The organism is Planomonospora algeriensis (assembly GCF_977012225.1).
In genome coordinates, this window is record NZ_CDRNDK010000022.1 from 11,846 (window position 1) to 33,424 (window position 21,579).

Here is a 21,579-nt window from a genome sequence, read left to right on the forward strand (position 1 = left end):
GTGTCACGGACAAGGCGTTGATGGAGCAATCACTCCGGAGCCGCCGGAAGAACGGCATGCCCACCGGCCTGCTCATTAGAACCGGCAGTCGTGGACGCGAATCAAGAGGGCCGGGCTCCCCGGCCAAGGAGGGTGGTACCGCGGTGCCGCAGGCATCGTCCCTCCAGACGGAAACGAATTCATTCGGCTCCGGAGGTCCGCTCGTGTTCAGTCCTCTCCCTCCCAGGATCGATCTACCGGAAATCGAGCGCGGAGTTCTCCGCCGCTGGAAGGAGGACCGCGTCTTCGAGCGGTCCCTCGAACGCACCCGGGGCGGCCCCGTGTGGGTCTTCTACGAGGGTCCGCCGACCGCCAACGGATTACCGGGTACGCATCACATCGAAGCCCGCGTCTTCAAAGACGTGTTCCCCCGCTTCAAGTCCATGAAGGGCCACCATGTCCCCCGCACGGCGGGCTGGGACTGCCACGGACTCCCGGTCGAGGTCGCGGTGGAGAAGGAACTCGGCCTTTCGAGCAAGCACGAGATCGAGAAGTACGGCGTGGCGGAGTTCAACGCCCGTTGCCGCGAGTCGGTGCTCCGCCATGTCGACGCCTTCGAGGAACTGACCGACCGGATGGGGTATTGGACGGACCTCTCCGGTGCTTACCGGACGATGGACACCGCCTATATCGAGTCGGTCTGGTGGTCCCTCAAGGTCATCTTCGAGAAAGGGCTGCTCGTCCGCGACTTCCGCATCAGCCCGTACTGCGCCCGATGCGGCACCCCCCTCTCCGACCACGAGATGGGCCAGCCCGACGTCTACCGGACGGTCACCGATGTCTCCGTGACGGTGCGCCTCCCCGTGACCTCCGGCCCGCTCGCCGGCGGAGCCGACCTGCTGGTGTGGACGACCACGCCGTGGACCCTGGTCTCGAACACCGCGGTGGCCGTGCACCCCGACATCGTCTACACGGTGGCGCGCGTTCCCGGCGAGGAGCGCGCCGTGGTCGTGGCCCGGGACCGGCTCGCCGACGTCCTGGGCGCGGACGCGCGGGTGGAGCGGGAACTCACCGGCCACGAGCTGGCCGGCAGCGGTTACCTGCCGCCGTTCGACCTGGTTCCCGTCGAGAGGGGCCACACGGTGCTCGCCGCGGACTTCGTGACCACGCTGGACGGCACGGGGCTGGTGCACCTGGCGCCCGCGTTCGGCGCCGACGACTTCACCGCGGTCCGCGCGGCGGGGATGCCGGTGGTCAATCCGGTCCGCCCCGACGGCCGGTTCGACGACGGGCTGCCCCTCGTCGGCGGTTCGTTCGTCAAGGACGCCGAGCCGCCGATCGTCGAGGACCTGCGCCGCCGCGGTCTGCTGTACCGGGCCGAGGACCACGAACACGACTACCCGCACTGCTGGCGGTGCGACACCGCGCTGCTCTACTACGCCCTGCCCGCGTGGTTCGTCAGGACCACGGCCGTCCGAGAGGAACTGCTGGCGCAGAACGAGGTGACCAACTGGTACCCCTCGGGCGTCAAGGACGGCCGCTACGGTGAATGGCTCCGCAACAACGTGGACTGGGCGCTGTCGCGTAACCGCTATTGGGGCACGCCGCTCCCCATCTGGGAGTGCGCGGACGGGCACGTCGTGTGCGCCGGCTCGCTCGCGGAGCTGTCGGAGCTCTCGGGCACCGACCTGTCGCGCCTCGATCCGCACCGACCCCACATCGACGAAGTGGTCTTCCCCTGTCCGCGGTGCGCGCCCCGGCGACCCGCGTACCGGAGGTGATCGACGCCTGGTACGACTCCGGGGCGATGCCGTTCGCTCAGTGGGGCGCGCCGCACATCGACGAGGAGCGGTTCCGCGCCACCTACCCGGCGCAGTTCATCTGCGAGGGGATCGACCAGACCCGCGGATGGTTCTACTCGCTGATGGCGGTCGGGACACTCGTCTTCGGCCGCTCGCCCTACGAGAACGTCCTGTGCCTGGGGCTGATCCTGGCGGAGGACGGCAGGAAGATGAGCAAGCACCTCGGCAACGTGATGGAGCCGATGCCGCTCATGGACCGGCACGGCGCCGACGCGCTGCGCTGGTTCATGGCGGCCGCCGGCTCCCCCTGGTCGGCGCGCCGGATCAACCACGAGCAGCTCGACGAGATCGTGCGGAAGGTCCTGCTGACCTACTGGAACACCGTCTCCTTCTTCGCCCTCTACGCTGCGGCCGGCGGTTGGACCCCGGACCGGGAGGCTCCTCCCCCCGCCGAGCGCCCGCTTCTCGACCGGTGGGTGCGTTCGGAGCTGTACCAGGTGGCGGCGGAGGTGGAAGGCGCCCTTGAGGACTTCGACCCGGTCCGCGCCTGCCGGGCCCTCTCCCGGTTCATCGACGACCTGTCCAACTGGTACGTCCGCCGTTCGCGACGCCGTTTCTGGCAGGGCGCGGCCACCTCGGACGGCGCGTCGGCGTTCGCCACCCTGTACGAGAGCCTGGAGGTCCTGACCCGGCTGCTGGCGCCGGTCGTCCCGTTCCTCTCTGATCACGTGTGGAGTCTGCTGCGCGTCCCGGAGGCGCCCGATTCCGTCCATCTGGCCACGTGGCCCACCGTGCCGGAGGGCGCGGTCGACGAGGAGCTGTCCACGTGGATGAGACTGGTCAGGAGGATCGTCGAGCTGGGCCGGGCGGCACGCGTCTCCAACGGCGTCCGGGTGCGCCAGCCGCTGTCCCGGGCGCTGGTGAACGCACCGGGTTTCGCCTCACTCCCGCTCTCCCTGCGGGAGCAGATCGCCGAGGAGCTGAACGTCCAAGAGGTGCTGGCCCTCTCCGAGACCGAGGACGGCGGCCCGATCGACATCCAGGTCAAACCGGTCTTCCGCGCGCTGGGCCGGCGGTACGGCAGGCGGACGCAAGATGTGGCACGGGCCGTCCGGAGCGCCGATCCCGGGTGGCTGGCCGCCCGGATACGCGCCGAGGGATCCGCGATCCTGCATGTCGCCGGAGTCGGCGAGGTGGAGATCGGGCGGGATGACGTCGTCGTCACGGAGCTGCCGCGGAGCGGTTGGAGCGTGCGGAGCGCGGACGGCGAGACCATCGCGCTCGATCTCCGGCTCACCCCCGGGCTGCTCCGGAGCGGCATGGCGCGTGAGGCCGTCAGGCTGATACAGCAAGCCAGGAAGGCGTCCGGCCTGAACGTCTCCGACCGCATCGCGTTGTGGTGGCAGACCGCAGACGAGGAGCTCGCCGCGGCTCTGGAACAGCACACCGCCGTCATCGCCGCCGAGGTGCTGGCCGCGGAGGTCACGCGTGGGCGGCCCGGCGCCGCCCTGCCCCGCCACACGGACGGAGAGCTGGGTCTGACGTTCTGGTTCACCTGCGTGTGACCGGCCGCTCCGGAGGCGCGGCCCTCAATCGGTATCCGGCCTGTCCGCGACCGGCCACGGTGCCGCAGAATTCGCCCGTGACTGAATCCTGCGGCATCGGAACCGGTCACGGACAGGAGCGGAAAAACTTTTCTCCGTGACCGGCCGAGCCTCCGGAGAGGTGATTCCAAGCGGCGGTCGTGAGGGTTTTAGGGAATATTGGAAAAGGTGCGGGGTCGTGCGGGCGTGATGCTCGCGGTGTATTCACGGTGTATCGGCGCCGCTGATTCGCGATATTGCTCCCATCCGGCCCGGCCGGGGCGGTCGGTCCGACCGTGATCCCGTGCCCAGTTCAGAAGGGGTGAGCGCGGGCGATGTCCGGCTCGGCGGCCGCGGTTCCCTCCCGGTCGGACACCGCGGCGGGCGTCGATCGCGACGTGCTCCGCGGCAGGGTTCCGGTCGGCGGTAAATGTGTCCCTTTTTCGCGGTGGTCGCCCGTGCCGAGTGGGGCCGACCGTTTCAATGATATTGACCGTGCATGTAACTTTTAGTCACAAGGTGAATTCGGTTTGCTTATTGACTGTCAAGATTCATGTACGGATATTGTCTGTGTCGGATCCGGCTATCTGTACGACTTCCCGGCAAGAGGAGGTGAGATATGTCTGAGACCCTGACCACCGCCACGGAGGTGGACGTCGTCGAGGAGACGTCGGCTTACGAGGTCATGCTGATCCAGAGCAGCGCCTACTGAGTTTCCCGATCAGGCGCCAGGCGCCGGGGGGCCGACCGCTCGGCTCCCCGGCGCCGATCGCAGATCCGTTATCGTCGACCGACATCTCAGGGAGAGCAATGCCTGTACGGCTCAATCCCGCTGTCCGGCTCATTCCCCCCTCCGATGTGCCCGGCCGGCACTGGCTGGCGGAGAACCTGATCGAGCGGCGGCGTTACAAGCTGACCCGGCCGGTGGCCGCGGCACTCGTGGCGGCCTGCCGGCCGCGTTCCCCTCAGGACCTCGCCAGGCAACTGGCCAAGAGCACCGCCGACCCTCGTGAGACCGATTACTGGGAGCGGGTGGTCGACTCCCTTCTCCGCCACGATCTGATCGTCGAGGAGTCGTCCCTGCAGGACGATCCGGACCTGATGTGGTTGCTGGACATCCGCAGGAGATGGAGCCGGTTCGGCTGGCACGAGGCCGTCGAGTACCACGCGCTCTCCTTCGACTATCCGTGCGTGGATTACTCGGAAGCCATCGCGATCACCACGGACCAGTCCCGGATGCGCGGTTACCAGGCGCAGGAGCCGGACACGGACCGTGTCAAGCTCGACTACCTCGACCGGCCGGAGACCCCTCTGGCGCCCCCTTCGGCGGACATGCCGTCGGGCACCGCCCAAGCGGTGTGGGACGGATCCCAGGCGCCGGCCCGCTTCGACTCCGAGGCGCTGGCGCAGATCACCGCGATGGCGTTCGGCGCCACGGGGACCTTGACGCCGCGGACCGACTCCGCTCCGCTGCTGCGGCGCAGCAGCCCTTCCGGAGGCGGCCGGCACCCCTCCGAGGGGTACCTGATCGTCCGTGACGTTCCCGGCGTCGAGCGCGGCTGGCACCACGTCACGATGCGGCCCTTCGGGCTGCGCAGGATCGAGGAGATCGCGTTCGACGACGGGACCCTCCACGAGCTGTTCCCGGAGACCATCGAGCGTTTCCCGTTCGAGGTCAAGGCGCTGTACGTCGTGACGAGTGTGTTCGAGCGGAACATGTACCGCTACCGGGAGCCCCGGACGTTCCGCACCGTCCACATGGACGCGGGACACGTCGCGGGCGCGTTGCGGCTCTCGGCCCGGTCCCTCGGGCTCACGGCAGGGATCTACTACTGCGATTTCGCGGTCGGAATCGAACGGGCGCTCGGACTCGACGGCATGCGCGAGGGCTACATGCTCACGGTCGCCATCGCCGACGGCGTCTAGGAGAACGCTTCCTCCGCGCAGGACTGAACCGGACAGGAAGGATCATGCATGTCCCTGGCTGGAGCCGAGGAGACACCCTGGCCGACCGGATTCAGAATCCGGCCGGCCGTCGATGCCGAGGCGGCGGACGTCGAGGTGACCGACACCGTGACGGGACGCCGTTTCCGGTGGTCCCCCGAGTCCCTGTCGGAGTACATCCTGGCGGGCGGCCGGACGACCGGCGATCTCACCGGGAACCGCGACGGCTGGCTGGAGGCCCTGGACCGCTCGCAGGAGCGCGACCGGCTGCTGCCCGGCTGGCGGCACTGGCAGCGACGCGGATGGTACCCGTCGGACCAGTACTACGTCGCGTCGCGCCGCTGGGCCTATGACGACACGACCGACCGCGACGGCGCCATCCGCGAGGCGACCGTCGCCGAGTACCTGCGCAAGGACGGGCCGCCTCCCGAGCCGGTGCGGCTGAGCGGTCCCAGGGTCGCGCTCGGCGAGCCAGCCTCCCCGGGCGCCCAGCCGGTGTCGAGGCTGCTGGCGACGCGGCGTAGCGGACGCGCCTACGTGAACGAGCCCGTAGCCCTCGGCCGGCTGTCCGGCCTGCTCTGGTACGGCCTGGCCGAAGTGCGCAAGAGAGCGGCGCGGACGGACGATTCCCAGCCGATGTCCTATCTGGACAGCTACGGCTCCGCCTGGGATTTCCACCTCTGCGTCTACAACGTGGACGGCGTCGAACCCGGCACCTACCGCTACGAGCTCCTCGACCACGAGCTGACCGGAATCCGGCCGGGCGACCACCGGGAAACCATGATCGACGTCCTGCAGGGCATGCACTCCCCCGCGACCGCGGCGTGGACCCTCGGAATGGTCGCGGACTTCCCGCGTTACCAGTGGCGGTACCGGCATGAGCACGGCCTGCGGCGGCTGTACCTGGAAGCGGGCATCCTCGGGCAGGAACTCCTCATCCTGGGAATGTCGTACGGCCTCAGCACACTGGTCACCCCCGCGCAGAAGGATCGGGCCTACCTCGGGCTCCACGGTCTGGAAGACCGGCGCCACGCTCCCGTGTACACGCTCACCATGGGACTGTCGCGCGGTGGTGCGGGGATCGACTTCCACGGGGAGTCGGCCTGGGAGCGGGACGTCGATGCCCCGTGACGCCTCGACGGGACGATGACGGAACCGAGCTCCGGCGTGAGCTGCTCACGCCGGAGATGAACACCTGGCCGAGGCTCTCCCCCGACGGTCGGTCGGTCGGCTTCGTCCGGACCGCGGAGCAGGGCCAGGAGCTATGGCTGCGCACGGCGGACGGCACCGAGCGCCGGGCGGCCGTGCACCACGGTGAGACGATCGGGGACCTCCGGTGGTCGGCCGACGGATCATGGCTCCTGTACCGGCGCGCCCCGCGAGGGCGCGAGCGCTGGAGCCTGTCCGCGCTGGACGCCGGCACCCATGCCCGGATCGACCTGTCCCTGCCCGGATCGGTCACCGAGTACTGGCTCTCGGCCTCCGACCCCGCAGCGGTCCTGTGCGGCCACCGCGGGCCCGGCTCCCGGCTTCCCGACCTGGTCGGCGTCGACCTGACCGCACCCGCCGCCGACCCGGTGCCGGTCGCGGCGAACCCCGGGTTCCACCAGTGGCTCGTCGACGCCGGGCTACGGCCGCGCGGAGGAACCCGGATCACCGAGGACGGCTCCGTCCACGTCTTCCTCGGTGAGGACCCGGACGCGGCGCGAGTGGTGTTCAAGATCGAGGCCGAGGACGCGGCGGACCTTTCGATCCAGGGGTTCAGCCGTGACGGGAGGCTGCTGTTCCTACTGAGCGGAGCCGGCGCGCCGACACGGCGACTGCTGTCGATCGACTCCGAGACGGCCACCGCCTCCACGGTCTTCCAGGACACGGACCTCGACGTCGAAAGCTATCCGATCGCGGGTGAGGGCGTCTGGTTCGACCCCGCGACAGGATTGCCGGACATCTGCGCGGTCATCGGCCAGCGGCTGCGGTACCACCCGCTCACCGACGGCCTGGAACGGCCGGTGTCACGGCTGGTGGCGAGCGCCCGTACGCCGATCATCATCGACCGCAGCGCCGACGACCGGACCTGGCTGGTCGTCCATGTCCACGACGACGGTCCGATCGCCTATCACCTGCACGATCCCGCCACAGGCCGGGCGGAGCCCCTCTTCGTCAACAGGCCCGGACTGCGCGGGCACCGGCTTCCGCGGCTTGGGGACTTCATCGTCACCGCGGGGGACGGCCTCAGACTGGGGGGGTACGCGATGCGGCCGCTCTCCGGCGAGCCGCCCTTCCCCACCGCGGTGCTGGTCCACGGCGGTCCGGCCGGCCGGGACCTGTGGCGTTTCCACGCCGAAGCGCAGTACCTGGCCTCTCTCGGTTACCTGTCGCTGCACGTCAACTACCGGGGTTCCCGGGGGTACGGCAGCGGCTTCCGGCAGGCGGGGAACGGCGAGTGGGGCGGCCGGATGCAGCAGGACCTCTACGACGCCGTCGCGGAGGGCGTCGCGGCGGGGCTCGTCGACCCCGATCGGGTCGTCTTCCTCGGAGCGTCGTACGGCGGCTACGTCTCGCTGCTCGCCGCGTGCACCCGCCCGGATCTGGTGCGCGGCGCCATCGCCATCAGCCCACCGTGCGACCTGATCTCGTTCACCGCGAAACCTCCGTCCTACTGGCAGCCGCTGGCGGTCCTGCTGGACCGGCAGATCCTCACCACGCGCGACGGCCGCCGGCTGGACGGGCCCACGCTCGCGGCGAGATCCCCCCTGCACGCGCTGACGGGATCGTGCGCCCCCCTGCTCGTCGCCCACGGCGTGCGCGATCCGCGCGTGCCGGTGGCCGAGGTCGACGGCTTCGTGGACAGAGCCCGCGCGCTCGGCGTCCCGATCCGCTACCTGCGCTTCGAGGACGAGGGCCACCACGTGAGATCGAACGCGAACAGGCAGACCTTGTTCGAACACGTCAAGAACTTCCTGGAGGGTCATCTTGCCGTCCGTTGAACTCCGTCTCCAGAGGCGTTACACGCGGAGCGATCCCCGGGGGCTGTTCCCCCGGCTGTCGGGCATGCCCCCGCTGGAGCACAACCGGCTGGGCGTGTTCTGGCGGCCCATCATCGACATGACCGACAGCCCCGTGGCGCCGCTGCGCCTGCGCATGATCCAGCCGGTGTCGGAGTGGCTGGCCGACCCCCGGCCGGACCGCTGGTCCTGGTTCGCCATGATCGGTGTGGCCGGTCTGCGCCACCAGGTGCTGCGCCACGCCGGCCTCGACCACTACGACTGCCGCCGCCCCACCGAGCTGCCCGAGGAGCTGCGGACCCCGCAGTGGAACGTCCTGATGCGGGCCATCGACCGCTTCCCCGAACTGGACCCCGCGCCGCGCGCGCTGGTCGTCTTCCAGCTCGCCCAGCTGTCCTACTGCCAGTACGCCCTGGAGCTGGCCGGTCCCGTGGCGCCCACCGGCGATCCCGGCCATGACCGCTACGTCTACGAGGTCGCCCGTGTCCACGCCCGTTATCCGGGGCACGGGCCGAAGGCGCTGGCCCTCTTCCGCGAGCTGGCCGCGGCCAAGGACCCCCTCCTGGCGCTGGCCTCCTGCGCGCAGGGCATCGGTCATTCGATCCGCGGCGGGGACCGGACCGGGCTGGCCGGCACGTTCGCGGGCCTGGGCGAGCGGGTCTTGGGGTCGGTCCCGCGGGACGACTGGCATGCCTGGCTGGTGCGGAGCCGTTTCCACCGGGCGGTCGCGCTGCTCCGGCTGGCCGAGGGCCGGCCGGACGCGATGCGCGACGAACTGGCTCTGGCGATGGAATTCGGCGACCGGCTCTTGGCAGGGCTCGGTCAGGGCACCGATATGACGGTCGCATTGGAGAACAAGCGCATCATCATCGAGTCGCGGATCAAATCCGTTTCGCGTGCCCGGGGAGACGAATCGGATGACGACATACGCGACTGGTGCCGTCGCCTGAACGAGCTGGACCCTTACTGCATCGAGGCCGTGCTGGTCGTGGGTGACGGATACCTGGTCACCGGCGATTACGCGGAAGCGGCGGCCTGGTATTCACGGGCCGGCGAGCTCGGGACCGTTTCCGGAGCCATGGGATGGTTCCGGGCCGCCCAGTGCTACGAGTTCATCGGCGAGCGCGGAGCCGCGCTCAACGCGATGGGGCGCTGCGTGGAACTGGACGCCTCCGCCATCGAAGCGAGAGAGTTCCTCGAAAACGTGAACGGCTAGCTCCCGGAGGGCCGTTCACGGGACGCAGCGGACAGGAAAGGAAGGAAAGGACTTGGCGAGCGAAAAGGAAGGCGCCGTCGAAGAGGCGCCGAGCGTCGGTGCGCAGATATTCACGCTCGGACTGCCCATGCTGATCGGCGCTCTTTCATCATCGATGTCCGGGATCGCGGACACGGCGATGATAGGTCATTACGGAACGGCGGAACTCGCCGCCGTCTCGGGCGCGGCGGCGATGTTCGACATCCTCGCCGGCATCGTCCTGGCCTCGTTCACCGGGCACCAGATCCTTGCCGCGCGATTCGCCGGCCGCGAGGATCCTGCGGGAATCCGCCGGTCGCTCACGTCGTCGGCGTGGTTCTGTGGGGGCATCGCCGTCCTCCTGACGCTGCTCTGCACGGTCGCCGGTGAATGGCTGACGGGCTTCGCCGTCGGCGGTGACGCCCGGCTGCAGGCGATCGGCGCCGACTACCTGACGGCCCGGGCGCCGACCCTGTTGCTGCTGGTGCCCTTCTCCCTGCTCGCAGCCGTCTTCAACGCCTACCGGAAGCCGCGCTACGCCATGGTCGCCGGCATCGTGATCAACGCCGTCAACCTCGTCCTCGACTGGTTGCTCATCTACGGGACAGGCGTTTTCCCCGAGCTGGGCGCGACCGGCAACGGACTGGCGACGACGCTGTCATGGCTGGTCGGCGTCGTGCTGCTGGCCGTGTCGGCACGGCACTTCGGCCTTTCCGATCTCCTGCGGCGGCCGGACATCGGAAAGCCGGTCGATTTCGCGACCTCGGTTCCCCGGTTGAGCTGGCCCGCCATCCTCTCGACCGGCCTCGACTACGCCAGTCTGGCGGTCTTCTTCGCGATCATCGGAAGGCTGGGCGAGTCGGAGCTGGCGGGCGGGCGCATCGCCTTCGAGATCATCATCTTCCTGTTCGCCGTCGGCAGCGCGTTCGGGGCGGCGGTGAGGATCCTCGTCGGACGCGCGACCGGTGCCGGGCGCATCTCCGAGGTCTGGAGCGTCTGGCGCGTCGGCCGGGTCGTACTGCTGGTGCCGGCGCTGGTGATCAGCCTGCTCCTGGTGGTGTTCCCGACGGCCGTGACAAGGCTGTTCACCTCGTTCGAACCCGTGATCGACGCCACCGCGCAGGCGCTCCCCCTGGTCGCCCTCTGCATTCCGCTGATGGCCTGGACCCTCGGCAACCTGAGCATCCTGCGGGCGCTCGGCAAGACCGATCACGACATGTACAGCAACCTCGCCACCGCGCTCTTCGTCCAGCTCCCGCTCGCCTGGTTGCTCACCGACGTCATGGAACTCGGCATCACCGGTGCCTACGTCGCCGTCGCGTCCTACTGGCTGGCCCGCCTGGTGCTGACCGAGATGTTCGCGCACATGTCCGTCCGGGCGGAGAGCAGGAAGGCCGCCGCGGCCGCCGATGACGCCGCGGCCGCCGATAACGCCGATAACAGGGTGTGACGGCGCTTCCTCGCCCGGATACCGCCTCACCTGATCCAGTGGAAAAGGAAAGGACCGCACCGTGAGTGATTTTCCGGTGGACGTACCGCCTCTCGTCGTCAAGGCACAAGCGATCGCGGACCGGGGGTCATGGCGCCTGTCATCCGAACCGCGGACCGGGGCGCTGCTGCGGACCCTCGCCGCGAGCAAACCCGGAGGACGCATTCTGGAGGTCGGATCCGGCCTGGGAGTCGGTTCCGGCTGGCTGCTGGCCGGAATGGACCAGAACGCCAGGCTGATCGGGCTGGAGATCCACGAGAAGGTGGCCAGGATCTCCCGGGACGTCCTCGCCGCCGATCCCCGCGTGGAGATAATCCATGCCGACGCGACGGAATGGCTGGAGAACTACAGCGGGCCGCCGTTCGACATGGTCTTCGTCGACACGACCATCACCAAGTTCGAGAAGCGGGAGACGCTCTACCGGCATCTGGCGGACGGCGCGTTGTTCGTCGCGGACGACCTGCTTCCCGGCGACACCTGGACGGAGGACCATCCGGCGAGGGTCGAGCGGTTCCGCAAGGAGATCGTGGCCGAGCCCGGCTTGACGGCGACGCTCATCGACTGGGCCTCCGGGATCGTCGTGGCGACCTATCGCAGCGGTGCGCAGCCCGGGTAGATGAAGCCGAACAATGCGATCTTCCGGTCGGCGATGAGACGTCTCCCCACCGGCGTGACGGTCATTACGCAGGGAGGGCCGGACACGGTGGAGTGCATGACGGCCAACTCCTTGGTCTCCGTTTCCCTCGATCCGCTCCTGATCGCGGTGAGCGTCCGCCAGGACAGCCGGATGCGGGCGCGGCTGGACGGCGAAGCCCCGTTCGCCGTCCACGTCCTCAGCGCCGACCAGCGGAACACGGCTTCACTGTTCGCCCGGCACGACCGGCCGTCCGGCAGGGAAGCCGCGAACCTGCTGGGGGCGACCGCGAGCGCCGACGGCAACACGATCGTCCCGGGAGCCGTGGCGGCTTTCGAGTGCATGCCGTACGCGGCGCATCCCGCGGGTGACCACGTGCTGTTCCTCGGCTCGGTGACGACGGTGCACCTCTCCCGGGAGGAGCGGCCGCCGCTGCTGTTCCACAACGGTTCCTATCTGAGCCTGCGACCGGACTCGTCGGACGACGCCCTCGTTCCGGCCGACGCCTTCAAGAACTAGGAGCCCGGATGGAGCGGTTCCAGCTCGAACAGCGTTACACGCGGAGCGATCCCCGGGGGCTGTTCCCCCGCCTGTCGGGCATGCCCCCGCTGGAGCACAACCGGCTGGGCGTGTTCTGGCGGCCCATCATCGACATGACCGACAGCCCCGTGGCGCCGCTGCGCCTGCGCATGATCCAGCCGGTGTCGGAGTGGCTGGCCGACCCCCGGCCGGACCGCTGGTCCTGGTTCGCCATGATCGGTGTGGCCGGTCTGCGCCACCAGGTGCTGCGCCACGCCGGCCTCGACCACTACGACTGCCGCCGCCCCACCGAGCTGCCCGAGGAGCTGCGGACCCCGCAGTGGAACGTCCTGATGCGGGCCATCGACCGCTTCCCCGAACTGGACCCCGCGCCGCGCGCGCTGGTCGTCTTCCAGCTCGCCCAGCTGTCCTACTGCCAGTACGCCCTGGAGCTGGCCGGTCCCGTGGCGCCCACCGGCGATCCCGGCCATGACCGCTACGTCTACGAGGTCGCCCGTGTCCACGCCCGTTATCCGGGGCACGGGCCGAAGGCGCTGGCCCTCTTCCGCGAGCTGGCCGCGGCCAAGGACCCCCTCCTGGCGCTGGCCTCCTGCGCGCAGGGCATCGGTCATTCGATCCGCGGCGGGGACCGGACCGGGCTGGCCGGCACGTTCGCGGGCCTGGGCGAGCGGGTCTTGGGGTCGGTCCCGCGGGACGACTGGCATGCCTGGCTGGTGCGGAGCCGTTTCCACCGGGCGGTCGCGCTGCTCCGGCTGGCCGAGGGCCGGCCGGACGCGATGCGCGACGAGCTGGAGACCGCCCTCCGGTGGAACGAACGGCTCACCGCGGGTGCGGCGGCCGACGCGGACAGGATGGCCGCCGTCGAGAACACGCGGTATCTCCTTGAGGCGCGGATCCTGCTCGCCGCACGCGGCCGGCACCGTGATGAGGCACGGAAACTGTGTGAGGACCTGAACAGGCTGGATCCGCACTGTGTCGAGGCGAGACTGGCGATCGGCGATGCGCATGTCTCCATCGGGGACCACCGGGAGGCCGCCCGATGGTACGCGCGCGCGGGCGAGCTGGGGACGGGGTCGGGCGCCGTCGGATGGTTTCGGGCGGCTCAGTGCCACGAGTTCATCGGCGAGCGCGGAGCCGCACTCAACGCGATGGGGCGCTGCGTGGAGCTGGACGCCACGGCGGTGGAGCCCAAGGCGTACCTCGAGCGTCGGACGCAGACCGGATCCGCGGGACACGCGGGCGGTGCGGGTCGGGCTCACCCGGCGGAGGGCGGGACTATGGCAGGGATTCCGATTGAGCCGGAACGGGATCCGGCGGGTCAGATGTTGGAGGCGTCGGGCGGCACGTCGCCGGGCAGGGGCGGCGCCGATGCGGTGCCTTCGGCGGCGCCGGGGCAGGCCAGGTCGAGGGTGTAGGCGGTCATGGACAGCGATCCGTAGGCGTAGCCGTCGATCAGGACCCGGGTGTCGCCGCCGTCGGCGCCGGCCAGGCCGGCGAGGTAGAGCAGCGGCAGGAAGTGGTCGGGGGTGGGTACGGCCCGGCCGAAGTCACGGTGGCCGTCGAGGGCGGCGGCGGAAGCCGGATCGGTGAGCATCGTCTCCTTGGCGTGCTCGTCGAAGCGCTGCGCCCAGTCGTAGCCGGCATCGGGCAGCGCGCCGTTCATGCCGCGCAGGTTGTGCACGACGTTGCCGCTGCCGATGACGAGCACGCCGCTCTCGCGCAGGGGCGCGAGGGCGGCGCCCAGCTTCAGGTGGTAGTCGTAGTCCTTGTCGGCGTTGATGCTCAGCTGCACGACCGGGACGTCGGCCCCGGGGAAGGCGTGCACCAGGACCGACCAGGTGCCGTGGTCGATGCCCCAGCTGTCGAGGTCGGCTCCGACCCAGGTGGGGTGGACGGCGTCGGCGACCTCGGCGACCAGTTCCGGCAGGCCTGGAGCCGGATAGTCGATCTCGAACAGGGGCCGGGGGAAGCCGTAGAAGTCGTGGATGGTGCGGGGGCGGGCCATGGCGGTGACGGCGGTGGCGTTGATGTACCAGTGGGCGGAGACCACCAGGATGGCGCGCGGACGCGGCACCGTCCGGCCGAAGGCCCGCCAGGCCTGGGTGTAGCGGTTGTCCTCCAGCGCGTTCATCGGGCTGCCGTGGCCGATGAACGCCGCAGGCATCCGGGTCGAGGTGCTGGCAGTGCCCATGTCGGCTCCCGTACGGCTGGCGGTGGGACCAAGTGGGACCAACGTAACCCGGGCACCGCCGACGGCAGGGGAGACATGCCTCAGATCCGGGCCAAGGCGGTCCGAACGCCTGTGCAAGCGGACGGAAAGGACGGCGGCCGACCCGCCCGCCGACGACTCGGCGACGCTGCCGGATGCGGGCGGGGCGGGAGCGTCACGGGATTGAGAGCCAGGGGTCAGGGAGCCTGGAAGCCTGCCCTGGTCAGCACGTCCCTGCCCTGCTGGGAGAGGACCAGGTCGACGAACCGCCGGGCGGCCGGCCCGGCCGGGGCCCCCGACAGGGCGGCGATCGGGTAGTCGTTGACCGCCTCGCCGGCCTCGGGGAAGTCGATGCCCTTCACCTTGCCGCCGGAGGCCAGGACGTCGGTGGCGTAGACCAGGGCGGCGTCGACCTCACCCAGCTCGACCTTGGTGAGCGTGGCCTTGACGTCCTGCTCCAATGTGACCGGGGTGACCTTGAGCCCGGCCGCGTCCAGGGCCTTGACGGCCGCGGCGCCGCAGGGGACCTGGACGGCGCACAGCGCCACCTTCACCTTCGCATCCGCCAGGTCCTCGAGTTCGTCCACGCCTGCGGGGTTGTCGGCCGGGACCGCGATCCGCAGCTTGTTGCGCGCGAACACCGTCGGCGCCCCCGCCAGGCCGGCGTCGGTGACGGTCTTCATGGTGGCCGGGCTGGCCGCGGCGAACACGTCCGCCGGCGCGCCCTGGGTGATCTGCTGGGCAAGGGTGGCGCTGGAGCCGAAGTTGAAGCGCACCGTGGTGCCCGGGTGGGCGGCCTCGAAGGCCGTGCCGAGCTCGGTGAAGGCGCCGGTCAGTGAGGCGGCGGCGAACACCGTCACCTCCGCGGCCGCGGAGGCGGGGGTGGCCGCCGACGGGTCGGCACCCGGACCGCAGCCGGTCAGGACGGCGAGCATGAGCGGCAGGGCCAGGGCCCGGCGGGGAAGACGCCGAAGCAGCGCAGGGGGACTCACGAACCCTCACCATATCCTTCGCGTCTTCGATGGCCGACGCCTGTTCGCACTCGCGGCGGCGGCACGATGCACGGTTCTGCCACGGCATCCGCGAGGTCGTAGATCAGCCGGTGAATCCCGCCGTCTCCCGCCGCCGGGCCGCCGGGCCGCCGCGTCCGTGCCGGCGGCCGCCCCCGGGGAAGCCGGGGTGATCCGCCCCTGGGGAAGCCGGGGTGATCCGTCACCGGGTCCGGGCCGGGGCTTCCGGTGACACCGGGGCCGGCCGGACCGGCTACTCGCCACGCGCTCGACCGGCGGCCTCCGCGGTGACGCGCTCGATGGCCTGGACGGCGACATCGGGCCGGTCGAGGTAGATGTAGTGCTCGCTGCCGGCGGCCGTGCGCAGCGCGCTGCGGCTGGACAGCGCGAGCCACTTGCGCTGACCCGCGGACCAGGCCTTCTCCAGGCGAGTCCCGTAATCGGGGACGGCCTCGAGGTACGGCTTCCCGTGCCGGATCACCTCCACCGGGATGTCCCCGGCGGAGCGGACCTCTCCATCGGCGATGACGAGCTTCTCCGGGTTCTGGCCCTGGAAGACCGCGAGGTTCTGCGCGCGCAGCTCGGCCGCCGGGCCCTTGGCGGATCCGGGGATCGCCTTCGTGAGGTCGGCGAGCATCGTGGGCGGGGTGGCGTCCATCAGGACCAGTCCCTTGATCCGGTCCTGATGATCGGGGGCGTACCTGGCGGCGATCAGCCCGCCCAGCGAGTGCCCGGCCAGGACGACCGGGCGGTCACCGGCGACGCGGTCGAGCACCCCGGTCAGGAGCCCGCCGACGCCGGAGAAGTCCTGAGGGCCTTCCGGCCGGTCACTGGCGCCCGCGCCGAGCCGGTCGTAGGAGCAGACCCGGTTCTGCTTCCCCAGCGCCTCCTGCAGGGCGGCCAGCTTGTCCACCCCGTCGCCTGCCCCGTGCATCAGGACGATGACCGGCCTGCCGCCCTCCGGGTCGCCCGAACAGGACACGTTCACCGACCGGCCCGCGACGTCGATCTTCTGGGTCCCGGAGATCGGGGCGGCGTCGGCTGCCCGCGTGGCGGAGGCGAAGGGGTCCCAGTCCTCCACCGCGTCGCCGTCGCAGCCGGCGACCGCCGCGCCGAGCACGGTGCAGCACAGCGCGGCCGCAACGAATGTCTTGGTCTTGCGAAGCATGAGGTCCTCCAGTGAGGGGGCCGACACCTGGGTGACGCGCACGGCGGTGCAGCGGGAAAGCGGCCGGAGCGTCCGCGGCCGCCTCGTAAAGCTACGGATCCGGCGGTCCGGGATCATCCCCGCACGGTGGACATTCGCCGGTAGCTCGCGCGGGGGACGAGCGCGGTCCGCGGAGGACGGGCGCGGTCCGCGGGGGACGGGCGCGGCGCGACCGCTACCCTCGCCCAATGATCGATCTACGGCGAGTCGCGGACCGGTGGCGGCGGTGCGGCGTCGTGGCCCGGGATCTACCGTTCGGGCTGCTGCTGGCCGTCGCGTCGCTCCCGCCGGCGCTCCACGGCAAAGGGACCCAGGTCGGCGACCTGCCGGTCCGCCCCTTCGACGCGCTGGCGTTCGTGGTGATCGCCCTGGAGTCCCTTCCGCTCGCCGCGCGCCGGCGGTGGCCGGCCGTCTGCCTCGTCCTGGTGTCGCTCGGCTTCGCCCTCGACCAGCTCCGCGGCTACCACGTGTTGGCGAGCAACGCGCTGGCCATCGCGCTCATCAGCGCGGGCGCCCACATGGAGCGCCACCGGCGCGTCACCGTGGTCGTCCTCTCCGCGGCGTACGTGGCGCTCGCGCTCGCGCTCGGCAGGCTCGGCGCCGGTGAGAGGGCGGAGGGATATGTGGTGTTCTACCTGGCCCTGGCCCTCGGATGGGGCATCGGCGCCCGGCTGCGCGCCACCCGCGCCGCCGAGGCCGAGCACCGCCGCCATGCCGCCGAGGCCATCCGCGCCGCCGAACGCACCCGGATCGCCCGCGAGCTCCACGACGTCGTGACCCACCACGTGACGGCGATGGTCGTGCAGGCCGAGGCCGCCCGCTACCTGACCGCCGTCCCCGACCGCCTCGACGCGACGCTGAGCGCCGTCACCGACACCGGCCGGCGGGCCATCGCCGACCTGCGGCACATGCTCGACCTGCTCAAAGCCGATCACGACACCGACATCGGCGTGCCGGCCGTCGGCGAGCTCCGCGCGCTCGTGGAGCAGACCCGCCGGGCCGGGCAGCCGGTGGAGTTCGCAGCGGAGGGCAGCCCGGCGGAATCGGCGGGCAGCGCCGAGTTCGTGGCCTATAGGGTCGTCCAGGAGGCCCTGACGAACGCCCTCAAACACGCCCACGGCAGTCCCACCGCGGTCCGGGTGCGTTACGGCGAGAAGGAGATCAGCGTGGAGGTCGGCACCGACGGCTCCGGCTCCCGGACCGCTTCTCCCGGTGAGGGCGGGAGGGGCCTGGCCGGGCTCCGCGAGCGGGTCGAAGCCGTCGGCGGCCAGTTCAGCGCCGGCCGGCAGGCGGGCGGCTTCCTCGTACGGGCCCGCATCCCCGCGGGAAGCCGGTCGTGACCGCGCCGATCCGGGTCCTGGTCTGCGACGACCAGGCACTGATCCGCACCGGATTCGCGACGATCATCGACGCGCAGCCCGACCTGGAGGTGGTGGGCGAGTGCGGCGACGGCCGCGCCGCGGTGGATCTCGCCCGCCGGTTGAGCCCCGACATCGTGGTGATGGACGTGCGGATGCCGGTGCTCGACGGCATCGAGGCCACCCGCCTGCTGGCCGGCGCCGGGGTGGCGGACCCGGTCAAGGTGCTCGTGGTGACGACGTTCAACCTGGACGAGTACGTCTACGAGGCACTGCGCGCGGGGGCGAGCGGATTCCTGCTCAAGGACGCCCCGCCGGCGCAGCTCCTGCACGGCATCCGCACCGTCGCGGCCGGCGCCGCGCTGCTGGCGCCCGAGGTGACGCGGCAGCTCGTCGGCAGGTACGCCTCCCGGATCCGCCCCACCCGGGCCACGTCCGACGAGACCGCGCTGACCCCCCGCGAGCTGGAGGTACTGCGCCTGATCGCCGACGGCCTGTCCAACAGCGAGATCGCCGCCACCCTGGTGATCAGCCAGGAGACCGTCAAGACGTACGTGTCGCGCATCCTCACCAAGCTCCGCCTGCGCGACCGCGTGCAGGCGGTGGTCTACGCCTACCGCAGAGGTCTGGTGACCTGAGCGCACCGCCCGCGCGCCCGCCCGGACCTGTGGTTTTCCGCAGTCCCGGAACGGCCGCGCGCCCCATTCCGGGCCTATCGTGATCCTCCATAGCCTTCGAGGCATGACGGATCGGCTGATCGGACTGATGGGCACCGACACGGTGATCGGCCTGGTGCTGCCGGCTCTGCTCGTCTTCGTGGGCACCAGGCCGGCGGAACGGCGCAAGGGGCGGCATGCGCTCCGCGGCTGAGGGACTGCGCCTGCTGGGGGCGGTGATCCTCGGGACCGCCACCGCCCTGATCGACCTGGTCTTCCTCCTGTCGGCGCTGCCGTTCACCCGCCGTGGCGCCGTGCGGGAGGCGGCCCGGCGGCTGGCCGTACTGGACGCCCGCCGGCTGCGGCTCGACCCTGCCGCGCTGGACCTCGGCACGGTGCGCGGGGACGGACGGGAGCTGCGCTATCTGGCGGCCAGGGCGCCGGTGGGCGTCCTCGGCGGCCTGGTCGTCGCACTGCTGGGTGTCGGCGTCGGGGTGGCCGGAGAGCTGGCCTGGTCGTGGGGGAGAGGGCTGCCGCTCGACGGCATGTCGCCGACCGCGCCGCTGCTGGCCTACGCCGCCCTGGGCGGGACGGTGCTGCTGTTCCTGAACCTGTCGGGCCTGGTGGGCGTGTACGCGCTGGAGCGGCGGCTGGCGCGGCGCATGCTCGCCCCCGACCCCACCGAGGCGCTGCGGCGCCGCATCACCGAGCTGGCCGAGAGCCGCGCGGGCGTGCTGGCGGCCGTCGACGCCGAACGGCGCCGGATCGAACGGGACCTGCACGACGGGCTGCAGCAGCGGCTGGTGGCACTGTCCATGCTGGCCGGGCGGGCGCGCCGGGGCCGGCCCGAACTGCTCGACCAGCTGCACGAGCAGGCGCAGCAGGCACTGGTCGAGCTGCGCGAGGTGGCCTGGCGGGCCTATCCGTCGGGGCTGGACTCGCTCGGGCTCGCCGACGCGCTGGCCGGGGTGGCCGAGCGCTCCGCCGTACCGGTCACGGTCGTGTGCGAGCTGCCCGCGCGCCCGCCGAGAGCGGTGGAGACGGTCTCGTACTTCGTGGTCAGCGAGGCGGTGACGAACGCGGCCAAGCATGCCCGCGCCGCCGCGGTCACCGTCGAGGTCCGCGAACGCGGCACAATGATCGTCGTGCGCGTACACGACGACGGGGTGGGCGGGGCGGATCCGGCGGGCGGCGGCCTGTCGGGGCTGGCGCGGCGGGTGGCCGCGCTGGACGGCCGTCTCACCGTGACCAGTCCGGCCGGAGGGCCCACCGTGATCACGGCGGAGCTGCCGTGCGGGTGATCCTGGCCGAGGACTCCACCCTGCTCCGCGAGGGCCTCGTGCGGCTGCTGGAGGAGGAGGGCCACGAGGTGCTCGCCGCCGTCGGCGACGGCCGGGCGCTGCTCGAGGCGGTGGCGGCGCGGGAGCCCGACGCGGTCGTGGTGGACGTGCGGATGCCGCCCACGCACACCGACGAGGGCCTGCGCGCCGCGCTGGAGATCAGGCGCGGCCGGCCGCGGGTGAAGGTGCTGGTGCTGTCGCAGTACGTGGAGAAGACGTACGCCGTCGAGTTGATGAGCGGGGACATCGACGGCGTGGGCTACCTGCTCAAGGACCGGGTGGCGCAGGTCGGCGACTTCCTGGACGCGCTGGAGCGGGTGGGCGCCGGTGGCACGGCCTTCGACCCGGAGGTGGTGCGGCAGCTGCTGGCCCGCACCAGCCACGCCGACCCCCTGGCCCGGTTGACCGGCCGGGAGCGCGAGGTGCTGGAGCTGATGGCGCAGGGCCTGACCAACGCCTCGATCGCCCAGACGCTGCACGTGTCGCAGAGCGCGGTGGAGAAGCACGTCAACGCGCTGTTCGACAAGCTGTCGCTGTCCCACACCACCGGTTACAGCCGCCGGGTCCTGGCCGTCCTGCGCTACCTCGGCTCCTGAGGCCGTACGGCGGCGCTTCGTACGGCGGAGCTTCGGCCGGCGGGACGCCTTACAACGCACGGACGGTGAGGAGAACCCGATGAAAGATCCCCTGGACGGTACGGCGGCCGACAGGCCGGTAGGCGGACCGCCGCTGGTGGGAGCCCTCCGGCTGCCGGACGGTTCCTGGATCCGCGGCCGCGGCCTGCGCCGTCCGCTGCCGGAGGGGCCGGTGCCCGACTTCGGCCTCTATCTCGGCTCCGACCGGCTCCGCAGCCGCCACGAGAGCGGGCTGCGATGGCCGCACGAGTGGATCCGGTGGCCCGATTTCCTCCTGCCCCGCGACCGGGATCTGGCCGTCCGGCGGATCCGCGCCTTGCACGAGCGGGCCCGGGCGGGCGCCGCGGTGGAGGTCGCGTGCGGCGGCGGCGTCGGCCGTACCGGCACGGTCGTCGCCTGCCTCGCCGTCCTGGCCGGTCTCGACCCGGCCGACGCCGTCGCCTGGACGCGCGAGCACCACCACCATCGAGCCGTCGAGACCCCGTGGCAGCGCCGCTGGGTGCTGCGGTTCCCCCGGCCCCTCCCCCCGGACGCGCAGGACCGGGGCGCTGATCCTGAGGGGCCGCACTGAGCCGTATCCCGGCGGACACGGCGGCCGCGAGACGCACTCGGCGTCGACGGCCTCCCGGCTGATGCCGCTTCCGATCACCTGTTGACTGTGTTGTCCGCCGTACAATACGATCTTATTGGTCACCGTACAGGAAAGTTTGCCGGGGGACGTGGGGACCAGCGGATGCCGAATCCGGACAGGTGCCGGAACGTGTCCCGGCAGGACGCACGGGGGACGTGCGCCGAAGGCGGCGGTCGCCAGGGCCGTCGGCAACCGAAGGAGGACAGGATGTCCGTACTGGATCGGGTCGGCAAGGCCGCGGTGGCGGGACGTACCGGACGGCGGACGGCGTCGGCCGCCGTCCTGGCGGCGGCACTCGCGCTGGGGGCCGCGGCGGCTCCGGC

The 21,579-nt window shown here is 71.2% G+C and carries 17 protein-coding genes and 1 pseudogene; 15 read left to right on the plus strand and 3 right to left on the minus strand.

What is annotated here, in order from left to right; translation table 11 throughout:
* Window positions 1-203: 203 nt before the first annotated feature.
* From ileS to ACWJ6R_RS04590, 9 genes and pseudogenes are all read left to right on the plus strand, one after another.
* Window positions 204-3,346 (plus strand): annotated as a pseudogene (gene ileS / locus ACWJ6R_RS04550) (isoleucine--tRNA ligase).
* An 876-nt stretch (window positions 3,347-4,222) separates the two neighbouring features.
* The gene (locus tag ACWJ6R_RS04555) at window positions 4,223-5,290 is read left to right on the plus strand and encodes a SagB/ThcOx family dehydrogenase (RefSeq protein WP_449060975.1); all 1,068 of its coding nucleotides are present in this window, start codon (window positions 4,223-4,225) and stop codon (window positions 5,288-5,290) included.
* Window positions 5,291-5,338: 48 nt separating this feature from the next.
* A complete protein-coding gene (locus ACWJ6R_RS04560) occupies window positions 5,339-6,439 on the plus strand; it encodes a SagB/ThcOx family dehydrogenase (protein WP_449060976.1) in 1,101 nt (366 codons plus the stop codon).
* A gap of 56 nt (window positions 6,440-6,495) precedes the next feature.
* Window positions 6,496-8,295 (plus strand): S9 family peptidase, encoded by a 1,800-nt coding sequence (locus ACWJ6R_RS04565; protein ID WP_449060977.1) that lies wholly within the window; start codon window positions 6,496-6,498, stop codon window positions 8,293-8,295.
* 64 nt (window positions 8,296-8,359) lie between these two features.
* Window positions 8,360-9,529: a hypothetical protein gene (locus tag ACWJ6R_RS04570; RefSeq protein WP_449060978.1), complete on the plus strand. Its 1,170-nt coding sequence runs from the start codon at window positions 8,360-8,362 to the stop codon at window positions 9,527-9,529.
* Between the two features lie 52 nt (window positions 9,530-9,581).
* Window positions 9,582-10,997 (plus strand): MATE family efflux transporter, encoded by a 1,416-nt coding sequence (locus ACWJ6R_RS04575; protein ID WP_449060979.1) that lies wholly within the window; start codon window positions 9,582-9,584, stop codon window positions 10,995-10,997.
* A gap of 61 nt (window positions 10,998-11,058) precedes the next feature.
* Window positions 11,059-11,652, plus strand: a complete 594-nt coding sequence (locus tag ACWJ6R_RS04580; protein ID WP_449060980.1) for an O-methyltransferase — start codon at window positions 11,059-11,061, stop codon at window positions 11,650-11,652.
* 33 nt (window positions 11,653-11,685) lie between these two features.
* Complete coding sequence (locus ACWJ6R_RS04585; RefSeq protein ID WP_449060991.1) at window positions 11,686-12,189, plus strand: flavin reductase family protein; 504 nt, start codon at window positions 11,686-11,688, stop codon at window positions 12,187-12,189.
* A gap of 8 nt (window positions 12,190-12,197) precedes the next feature.
* Entirely contained in the window at window positions 12,198-13,625 is a 1,428-nt protein-coding gene (locus ACWJ6R_RS04590; protein WP_449060981.1) for a tetratricopeptide repeat protein, read from the plus strand.
* Here the strand turns inward: ACWJ6R_RS04590 and ygiD are convergent.
* From ygiD to ACWJ6R_RS04605, 3 genes are all read right to left on the minus strand, one after another.
* Entirely contained in the window at window positions 13,529-14,401 is an 873-nt protein-coding gene (gene ygiD, locus ACWJ6R_RS04595) for a 4,5-DOPA-extradiol-dioxygenase (RefSeq protein WP_449060982.1), read from the minus strand. The genes ACWJ6R_RS04590 and ygiD overlap by 97 nt on opposite strands.
* Before the next feature lie 215 nt (window positions 14,402-14,616).
* A complete protein-coding gene (modA, locus tag ACWJ6R_RS04600; RefSeq protein WP_449060992.1) occupies window positions 14,617-15,354 on the minus strand; it encodes a molybdate ABC transporter substrate-binding protein in 738 nt (245 codons plus the stop codon).
* Window positions 15,355-15,682: 328 nt separating this feature from the next.
* Window positions 15,683-16,597, minus strand: coding sequence for an alpha/beta fold hydrolase (locus ACWJ6R_RS04605; RefSeq protein WP_449060983.1), 915 nt, complete (start codon window positions 16,595-16,597; stop codon window positions 15,683-15,685).
* A 227-nt stretch (window positions 16,598-16,824) separates the two neighbouring features.
* On the opposite strand from ACWJ6R_RS04605, the gene ACWJ6R_RS04610 reads away from it, so the two are divergent.
* The 6 genes from ACWJ6R_RS04610 to ACWJ6R_RS04635 all read left to right on the plus strand — a co-directional run bounded on the left by ACWJ6R_RS04610 (window position 16,825) and on the right by ACWJ6R_RS04635 (window position 21,196).
* Entirely contained in the window at window positions 16,825-17,976 is a 1,152-nt protein-coding gene (locus tag ACWJ6R_RS04610; protein WP_449060984.1) for a sensor histidine kinase, read from the plus strand.
* Window positions 17,973-18,632, plus strand: a complete 660-nt coding sequence (locus ACWJ6R_RS04615) for a response regulator (protein ID WP_449060985.1) — start codon at window positions 17,973-17,975, stop codon at window positions 18,630-18,632. The genes ACWJ6R_RS04610 and ACWJ6R_RS04615 overlap by 4 nt, the downstream gene beginning before the upstream one ends.
* Window positions 18,633-18,735: 103 nt before the next feature.
* Window positions 18,736-18,864: a hypothetical protein gene (locus ACWJ6R_RS04620; RefSeq protein WP_449060986.1), complete on the plus strand. Its 129-nt coding sequence runs from the start codon at window positions 18,736-18,738 to the stop codon at window positions 18,862-18,864.
* On the plus strand, window positions 18,848-19,951 hold the full coding sequence (locus tag ACWJ6R_RS04625) for a sensor histidine kinase (RefSeq protein ID WP_449060987.1): 1,104 nt from the start codon (window positions 18,848-18,850) through the stop codon (window positions 19,949-19,951). Before ACWJ6R_RS04620 ends, ACWJ6R_RS04625 begins: the two co-directional genes overlap by 17 nt.
* Window positions 19,942-20,586: a response regulator transcription factor gene (locus tag ACWJ6R_RS04630; RefSeq protein WP_449060988.1), complete on the plus strand. Its 645-nt coding sequence runs from the start codon at window positions 19,942-19,944 to the stop codon at window positions 20,584-20,586. The genes ACWJ6R_RS04625 and ACWJ6R_RS04630 overlap by 10 nt, the downstream gene beginning before the upstream one ends.
* Before the next feature lie 79 nt (window positions 20,587-20,665).
* Window positions 20,666-21,196 carry a protein-tyrosine phosphatase family protein gene (locus ACWJ6R_RS04635; RefSeq protein WP_449060989.1) on the plus strand — a complete coding sequence of 177 codons (531 nt, stop codon included), beginning with the start codon at window positions 20,666-20,668 and terminating at the stop codon, window positions 21,194-21,196.
* Window positions 21,197-21,579: the final 383 nt, after the last annotated feature.

Excerpts from the sequence above, each read along its gene's own strand:
- ACWJ6R_RS04590 (WP_449060981.1), top strand. The coding sequence starts at position 12,198 with ATGGAGCGGTTCCAGCTCGAACAGCGTTACACGCGGAGCGATCCCCGG.
- ACWJ6R_RS04560 (WP_449060976.1), top strand. The coding sequence starts at position 5,339 with ATGTCCCTGGCTGGAGCCGAGGAGACACCCTGGCCGACCGGATTCAGA.
- ACWJ6R_RS04635 (WP_449060989.1), top strand. The coding sequence starts at position 20,666 with ATGAAAGATCCCCTGGACGGTACGGCGGCCGACAGGCCGGTAGGCGGA.
- ACWJ6R_RS04625 (WP_449060987.1), top strand. The coding sequence starts at position 18,848 with ATGCGCTCCGCGGCTGAGGGACTGCGCCTGCTGGGGGCGGTGATCCTC.
- ACWJ6R_RS04620 (WP_449060986.1), top strand. The coding sequence starts at position 18,736 with ATGACGGATCGGCTGATCGGACTGATGGGCACCGACACGGTGATCGGC.
- ACWJ6R_RS04570 (WP_449060978.1), top strand. The coding sequence starts at position 8,360 with ATGCCCCCGCTGGAGCACAACCGGCTGGGCGTGTTCTGGCGGCCCATC.
- modA (WP_449060992.1), bottom strand. The coding sequence starts at position 15,354 with ATGCTCGCCGTCCTGACCGGCTGCGGTCCGGGTGCCGACCCGTCGGCG.
- ACWJ6R_RS04610 (WP_449060984.1), top strand. The coding sequence starts at position 16,825 with ATGATCGATCTACGGCGAGTCGCGGACCGGTGGCGGCGGTGCGGCGTC.
- ACWJ6R_RS04605 (WP_449060983.1), bottom strand. The coding sequence starts at position 16,597 with ATGCTTCGCAAGACCAAGACATTCGTTGCGGCCGCGCTGTGCTGCACC.
- ACWJ6R_RS04585 (WP_449060991.1), top strand. The coding sequence starts at position 11,686 with ATGAGACGTCTCCCCACCGGCGTGACGGTCATTACGCAGGGAGGGCCG.
- ygiD (WP_449060982.1), bottom strand. The coding sequence starts at position 14,401 with ATGGGCACTGCCAGCACCTCGACCCGGATGCCTGCGGCGTTCATCGGC.
- ACWJ6R_RS04565 (WP_449060977.1), top strand. The coding sequence starts at position 6,496 with ATGAACACCTGGCCGAGGCTCTCCCCCGACGGTCGGTCGGTCGGCTTC.